Source organism: Streptomyces sp. NPDC002130, from assembly GCF_040296465.1.
In the GTDB taxonomy this organism is placed as follows: Bacteria; Actinomycetota; Actinomycetes; order Streptomycetales; family Streptomycetaceae; genus Streptomyces.
In genome coordinates this window covers 1-6,380 of sequence record NZ_JBEOXI010000360.1, presented here as the reverse complement: position 1 = coordinate 6,380, position 6,380 = coordinate 1, and the positions used below count along the sequence as shown (strand labels likewise).

5 protein-coding genes and 1 pseudogene are annotated in these 6,380 nt (G+C 73.2%); 4 read left to right on the top strand and 2 right to left on the bottom strand.

What is annotated here, in order from left to right; all coding sequences use genetic code 11:
• A partial coding sequence (locus tag ABT116_RS38225; RefSeq protein WP_351644055.1) for a hypothetical protein occupies nucleotides 1-1,058 on the bottom strand: 1,058 nt, incomplete at its 3' end.
• Between the two features lie 227 nt (nucleotides 1,059-1,285).
• Between ABT116_RS38225 and ABT116_RS38220 the strand changes: the two genes are divergently transcribed.
• A complete protein-coding gene (locus ABT116_RS38220; protein ID WP_351644053.1) occupies nucleotides 1,286-1,936 on the top strand; it encodes a LysE family translocator in 651 nt (216 codons plus the stop codon).
• A gap of 81 nt (nucleotides 1,937-2,017) precedes the next feature.
• Nucleotides 2,018-2,581, top strand: coding sequence for a snapalysin family zinc-dependent metalloprotease (locus ABT116_RS38215; protein ID WP_351644050.1), 564 nt, complete (start codon nucleotides 2,018-2,020; stop codon nucleotides 2,579-2,581).
• A gap of 165 nt (nucleotides 2,582-2,746) precedes the next feature.
• On the opposite strand, the gene ABT116_RS38210 is transcribed toward ABT116_RS38215, so the two are convergent.
• Nucleotides 2,747-3,541, bottom strand: a complete 795-nt coding sequence (locus tag ABT116_RS38210; RefSeq protein ID WP_351644048.1) for an inositol monophosphatase family protein — start codon at nucleotides 3,539-3,541, stop codon at nucleotides 2,747-2,749.
• 344 nt (nucleotides 3,542-3,885) lie between these two features.
• Here ABT116_RS38210 and bdeA point away from each other — a divergent pair, with 344 nt between their 5' ends.
• Complete coding sequence (bdeA, locus tag ABT116_RS38205; protein WP_502984007.1) at nucleotides 3,886-4,827, top strand: bis(hydroxyethyl) terephthalate hydrolase; 942 nt, start codon at nucleotides 3,886-3,888, stop codon at nucleotides 4,825-4,827.
• A 268-nt stretch (nucleotides 4,828-5,095) separates the two neighbouring features.
• Nucleotides 5,096-6,380: pseudogene (locus ABT116_RS38200) on the top strand (LuxR family transcriptional regulator); the annotation flags it as partial.

The window sequence follows — 6,380 nt, the reverse complement described above, 5'->3', positions numbered from 1 at the left end:
GCAACGCGAGCTGCGCCGTCTGCACCCCGTGCATCACCCAGAACACCTTCACGTGCGGCACGTTGTCGAACATCCCGCGAGAGCAGTTCGACGGCGTCGGCGGGCAGGTGCGGGCTGAAGGCGGCGCTGCGGCGCAGCAGGATGTTGGCCGACCGGGCGCATCGGCGCAGCACGTCGGGATCGGTGCACAGGCGCACCCATTCGACGGGATACAGCCGGTCGGACGGGCTGATGGTGATGTCGACGGCGGCTCGTTCCGTCTCCGTCAGCTCGGGCCGGACCGACACGGCCAGCCGGACGCTGTGCGCGTCGTCCCCGGCCAGCCTGCGGACGACGTCGACGGGCAGGTGGGGGTTGGCCGCCAGTTCGCGCCGGTCCGACTCCTCGCCGCCGGCCGCGAGTCGTTCGGCGGTCGCCGTGCTCAGGGCCCCGTTGCGGATCACCTCCTGCCGGAAGAAGGGGCCGAGGTCCGCGTCGAGCAGGAGGTCGGTGTAGCGCGCGTCGTCGCGGCAGGCCTCCCGCATGGCGGCCCGGCGTACGTCCTCCACGGGGTCATGGACGAGGCGTTCGCGGGTGTCCCGGGAGAGCGCGGCCCACTCGCGGCACGCCGCCCTCCGGAGGTTCGCGTCCTGGTGGTCGGCGAGACGGGCGACCAGATCCGGTGCCGTGTGCCGGGACTCGGCCGCGCTGCGGCGCACCCGGGCGTCCTCGTCGGCGAGCAGACGCTCCTGGGCTGCGACCGGAAGCGGCTCCACGGGAATGCGGAACCATTCGGGGCCGTGGGCCAGAGCCTCGCGCACCCGCGCGTCGGGATCGTCGATGAGCCGGGCGCGTTGTTCCGGCGTCACCGAGGGGTTCGCGGCGAACGCCGAGCGCATCCGGCGATCGGGATGGACGACGATCGCGTCGACCACCTCGTCCGGCAGCGCCCGCCAGCCCAGCATGTCCCAGGCCGCGATGGCCTGCTTCGAGAGCAGCCTGTTCAAGACGTCGACCGGTGCCGCCGGGTTCCGCGCGATGGCATTGATCGTCTCGCGGTCAGGACACGTGTCGCACATGATTCCCCCTGTTCGCCGGCGGATGACGCGGCCCGCAGATTGTGGTGGTGACCTGCGTACGAGGTCAACGCCGGTGTCCACATGCGTCCCTGGCTCCGGTTCACCCCAGGCTTCGGCGGTCGGGCTGTCCGGGCGGCCCGCACGGGGGTACTCGGCACCGGTGCACGCAGGTGTGTCAACGGGCCCCGGCCGCAGGCGGTTTCGGGGGACGCGGGAGTGGAGGGCGGATGACGGTCGACCTGCTCGGTTTCCTCGGCGTTGTGCTGGTGGCGTATGTGGTGCCGGGTCCGGACTTCCTCGTGGTGGTCAGATCGGCTGCCGAGGATCCATCGAAGGGCAGAGCGGCGGCACTGGGCGCCCAGACCGGGCTGTGCGTGCACATGCTGGCCGCCGCGGCCGGCCTCTCGGTGATCGCCACCCGCTCACCCGTGGTGTTCGACGGGATCAGGCTGATGGGGGCGGCCTACCTCGTGTATCTCGGTGTGCGGGCCGTACTCGCCGCCCGCCGGGCCGCCCGGGAAAGGCACGACGCGAACGAGGCCACATCCGACGCCCTCGAGGAGGACGGGCCCGCCCGGGGGCGTCTGCGGAACGGATTCACTCAGGGGTTGCTCACCAACGTGCTCAACCCGAAAGCCGCCCTGTTCTTCCTCAGCGTCCTTCCGCAGTTCGTCGACGGTGACGGATCGATGGCGCAGCAGATCTTCTTCCTGGGCACGCTGGACATCCTCATCGGCGTCGCCTATTGGTTCGCCCTCGTCGTGGTCGCCGCGCGACTACGAGCCCTGCTCGCCAGGCCGGAGGTCCGTCGGCGCTGGGAGCTGACCACCGGCTGGCTGTTCATCGCCATCGGCGTCTCGGTGGCGGCCGTCGCCTGAGGATTCAGGGGTGACCGGGGCGGGCAATGGGCTGAGGAATGTCATGAGCACGACTGCCCTTCCCCCACAAGGAGGTCGATCATGCACGTCCGTATGCTGACCGGCGGTCTCGCCGCTGCCTGTCTGGTGTCCGTGTCCCTGACGGGCGGTCAGGCCGCGGCCGCCACCCCCTCGACGGCCGGCGGGCCTCTGGCCGCCCGTGTCGTGACCTACGACGCAAGCGGCTCCGCGGAGTTCAGGAGCGCCGTCAACCGGGGCGCGGCTATCTGGAACGAGAGTGTCGACGCCGTCGAGTTGCGGCCCGTCGCTGCGGGGCAACGCGCGAACATACGGGTCCTGGCGGACAACGGCTGGCCGCGCGCCCTGCCCACCACCCTGGGCAACGGCACCGTGTACATCGGGCGCCAGGCCGTCGACCAGGGCTACGACACGATCCGCATCTCCGCGCACGAACTCGGGCACATCCTGGGCCTGCCGGATCGCAAGCCCGGACCGTGCTCGAGCCTGATGTCCGGCTCCACCGCGGGTACGTCGTGCACCAACCCGTACCCGAACGCTGCGGAGAAGGCGGAGGTCGAGGGGAACTTCGGCGGCGCACTCGCCGGGCGGGCCCCGGTGGCGCGTGCCGGGGTGATCGTGGACTGACGCGGGCGAGGCCTGTTCGAGAAGTCCCCCGCGCCTGCCATAACGGCTCGCCGTCGATCAGTGGCGGTGACAGCGGCGACGGCTCCCCTGCCGGAGTGCGATACAGCAGGGGAGCCGGACGCGTGGCGAAGTGCGGTTCTGCCGGGAGCGGTCGCGCTACTGGCTTCAGCTGCGCATCATCGACATCAGCAGCCCGTGTGTCTCTTCGTCGGCGGTGACCACGAGCCCACGACCCGTCTCATCGATCGGGGCACCGTCGATTCCGGTGACGACACAGCCGGCCGCACGGCACAAGGCGACACCGGCTGCGAAATGCACGCTCCCGGCCAGGTCCTTGCCGTCCGTGACATACGCGGCCCGCTTGCCGGCAGCCACCCAGGCCAGCGCCAGCGTGGTGGATCCGACGCGCGGCCGGAAACGTTCGACGAACTCGGGGTGCGCCAGCAGATCCACGGTCCGGAACGCGGGCGCACCCGGGAACGGCGGATCCAGGTTGACGTCCACCCACCCGGTGGCGGACGTGGGCGTCAGCACGGCGTCGCCGATCCCGGTACGCCGCACCCATGCGGTCTCCCCGTCCGTGAAGAAGACCTCACTCCCGAACGGGTCGGCCACCGCCGCCGCCCCGTCCCGCAGCGCCACGTTGACGGCCACCAGCATGGTTCCCACGGCGTAGTTGAGCGTGCCGCACAGGGGATCGACCAACCACTGACACACGGCGTCGGCGGCACCCTGCTGCCCGCCCTCCTCGCCGAGCACCGCGTCACCGGGCCGTGCGGCACGGATGACGCCGAGGATCGCCTTCTCGGCCTCCACATCGGCGGCGGTGGCGAAGTCCCCGGCACCCTTGTCGATACGGGTGAGCAACCGGCCGTACATGGTGCGGACCACGTCCGCGCCGGCCAGCGCCGCGGCTGTTGCGACCGCGGCATCGTAGGAATGCGCGTATGAGTTGATCACGTCCCGCAGGCTATCGAGCCGAAGCAACCGTCCCTGCGCCTCTTTTCGGCCGTGGGCGGGCGTTGATGTTCTGGTTGGCGAGAGTGCGTTCCATCTGGTCGTCGGGGGGGCCGGACAGCCGGGGGCCGGAAGCCGGTCGCCTCGGCGGCGTGAGGGAGGCGGAGGCCTGGCTGCGGCCACACGAGACCGGTGACATTGCCGGTCCGCGCGCGGTGGCCGGCGCCTGACAGTGGCACGGCCAGCCCGACGGCGGTGCCCAGCGTTTTCCCGGGCACGCGGCGGACTCCCCAGGTCCCGCGTGCCCGCGAACGGGCCGACCGCCACGACAGAGAGGACGACTCCCCGTGCGACTCCGACCCCACACCGACTCATCCACGCGCACCCGTGGCACCCTCGGATCCGGCGCCGGGCGCCGGGCCGGACGACTGGCCGGTGCCGCCGCCGCGCTCGCCGCCGTCGTCGGCCTGGGCCCGCTGACCGGCCCGGGCGCGCACGCCGCGGACAACCCCTACGAGCGCGGCCCCGCCCCCACCACCTCCAGCATCGAGGCACTGCGCGGTCCGTACGCCGTGTCGCAGACATCCGTCTCCTCGCTGTCCGTCACCGGCTTCGGCGGCGGCACCATCCACTACCCGACGAGCACCGGTGATGGCACCTTCGGCGCGGTGGCCATCTCGCCCGGCTACACCGCCCACGAGTCGTCCATCGCCTGGCTCGGGCCGCGCCTGGCCTCGCAGGGCTTCGTGGTGTTCACCATCGACACCCTCACCACGCTCGACCAACCCGACTCCCGCGGCCGACAGTTGCTGGCCGCCCTGGACTACCTCACCGACCGCAGCACCGTGCGTACCCGCATCGATGCCTCACGCCTCGGCGTCATGGGCCACTCGATGGGCGGGGGCGGCAGCCTGGAGGCCGCCAAGTCCCGTCCGGCCCTGCGGGCGGCGATCCCGCTGACCCCGTGGAACCTCGACAAGACCTGGCCCGAGGTCACCACGCCGACCCTGATCTTCGGAGCCGACGGGGACACCATCGCCCCGGTCGCCTCCCACGCCGAACCCTTCTACTCGAGCCTGTCCTCGTCTCTGGACCGGGGCTACCTGGAGCTGAACTCTGCGACGCACTTCACGCCCAACTCGTCGAACACGACGATCGCGAAGTACAGCGTTTCCTGGCTCAAGCGGTTCATCGACGACGACACCCGCTACGAGCAGTTCCTGTGTCCGCTGCCCCGGCCGAGCCTGACCATCGAGGAGTACCGGGGCAACTGCCCGCACGGCTCCTGACGTTTCGCGGGCTCAGGGCTCCGGAGCCGCAACGGCCGGGGCCGGGGCCGGGGTCGGGGGCCGGGGGGCGACCGGCGGCGGGCGCGCGTGACGCGTTCGCCGCCGGTGTCGTGCGCGGGCACGGCCGAGGCGGTCGTCCGTTGGGCCACGGCACAGTCCGTCCACCGGCCGGGCCCGGTCAACGCGCAGGTGGCGCCGCGGGTCAGCTCACCGAGACGCCCGGACGACAGGCTTCCGGTCTTCCTTACGCGCAAGTAACCTCCGTTGGATGACCGGAGACGGAAGCAGGGCGCGGACGGCTCCCCACGCGGGGCGCCGGCCCGGCCGGGACGCCACCGGGAACCGCGGCCATGCCGAACTCGAGCGCGGCAGGCGGCAGTTGTTCGACGGGCCGGTGGGCGACGCGCGCGAGACCCTGCTGCTGGCCGCGTCCCTGCTGGCCGCCGATGCCCCGGACAGGGCCGAGGCGGCACGCCTGTGCGCGGTGGACGCCGCCTGGGCGTCGGGCGACGTCACACTCTGCCTGACCACCCTCGACGGCACGGACACCATCACCACCGTGACCTCCGCCGACGCCCTGGGCGCTCCGACGACCGACGCCCGGGGCGCTCCGGCAGTCGACGCCCACGGCGCTTCGGTGACTGGCGGGGGTGGCGCAGGGGCGGCCGACGCCTGCGGAGCTCGGGCGACCGGCAAGGACGGAGCGCCCGCGACTGGCCGGCATGGTGCCCCGACGGTGCGAGACCCCGACGGTCGGGCGCCACGCGGCTCCGCGAGCCTCGCCCTCCCTCACCCCGGGGGAGGGCGGCCGGAGTCGTCCGGCCCCGGGCCGGGGCCGGGGTGGGCCCGTGACCCGTTCCTCCGGGACTACCGCGACGGCATGCGGGCCCTGCTGGCCCGGCGGCCGGAGGACGCCGCCGCCCCGCTGCGGCGCGTACTGGAGCGGGCAGGTCACGGCGACCGGCCGGAGCGGCTGCTGCGCGCTGCCGCGGCGGCCCTGCTCCTCGGTGACGTGCACGCGGCCCGCACCGCCGGGGCCCGCGCCCTCGCGGCCGCCCGCACGGTGGAGTGCGCCGCGCTCGAAGCACGTGCCCTCGAGTACCTGGCCTACGGCGAACTGCGGGCCGGCCGTCATGCGCAGGCGCGCGCCCACGCGGAGGAGGGCGTGCGCGCGGCACTGACGGCAGGCCACCGCAACACCGCGGCGAGCCACCACGCGATGCTCGCCCTGGCCGCTTCGATCGAAGGGGACACCACCGCGGTCGCCGGGTACGCCTCGGCCGCCCTGGGCACTGCCCGCCCTCACGGCCTGACCCAGGCCGCGACCCTCGCCGAGTGGGCCACCGCCCGCGCCGACCTGGCCCGCGGCCGCCCTCTGGACGCCGCCGACCGGCTCGGGCCGCTCGTCACCGCGGGCCCCCGGCGCGGACACTTCGGCGTCTGGATGCTCGCCGTGCCCTGCTACGTCGAGGCCGCGGTGCTCGCCGGCGAGCCGGCAAGCGCGCGGCGGGTCGTCGCCGACCTCGTCCGCTGGGCCGCCTTCGGCGCCGATC

Excerpts from the sequence above, each read along its gene's own strand:
- ABT116_RS38215 (WP_351644050.1), top strand. The coding sequence starts at position 2,018 with ATGCACGTCCGTATGCTGACCGGCGGTCTCGCCGCTGCCTGTCTGGTG.
- ABT116_RS38220 (WP_351644053.1), top strand. The coding sequence starts at position 1,286 with ATGACGGTCGACCTGCTCGGTTTCCTCGGCGTTGTGCTGGTGGCGTAT.